Annotated in this window: 1 protein-coding gene; it reads right to left on the bottom strand. The window is 39.9% G+C overall.

The window, feature by feature from the left end:
* A partial coding sequence (locus tag B3G15_RS13525; protein WP_290721787.1) for a Veg family protein occupies window positions 1–157 on the bottom strand: 157 nt, incomplete at its 3' end.
* Window positions 158–228 lie beyond the last annotated feature (71 nt).

Genomic DNA, 228 nt, shown 5'->3' with positions numbered 1-228 from the left:
CTGCGTCTAGCTTGACTACAAACACCGAAGGATACGTCTCAACGAGCGTTCCGATTCGGGTTACGACCTTTTTACGACCGCCGCTTGCTTTTAGCGTCAGTCTTTCACCAACATGTGTTTCGAAAACATGTCTGATTTCGTTCAACGTCTTTGGCATACGCTTCACCTCACTAATATTTATTATAGCATATTAAATAAATATTAGAAAGGGGAAATATTATATCTGTT

The sequence above is a fragment of the Exiguobacterium sp. UBA1053 genome, from assembly GCF_002316465.1.
GTDB lineage: Bacteria > Bacillota > Bacilli > Exiguobacteriales > Exiguobacteriaceae > Exiguobacterium_A > Exiguobacterium_A abrahamii.
Note: the sequence above shows the minus strand (reverse complement) of the source record. Positions and strands in the feature narration are given on the sequence as shown.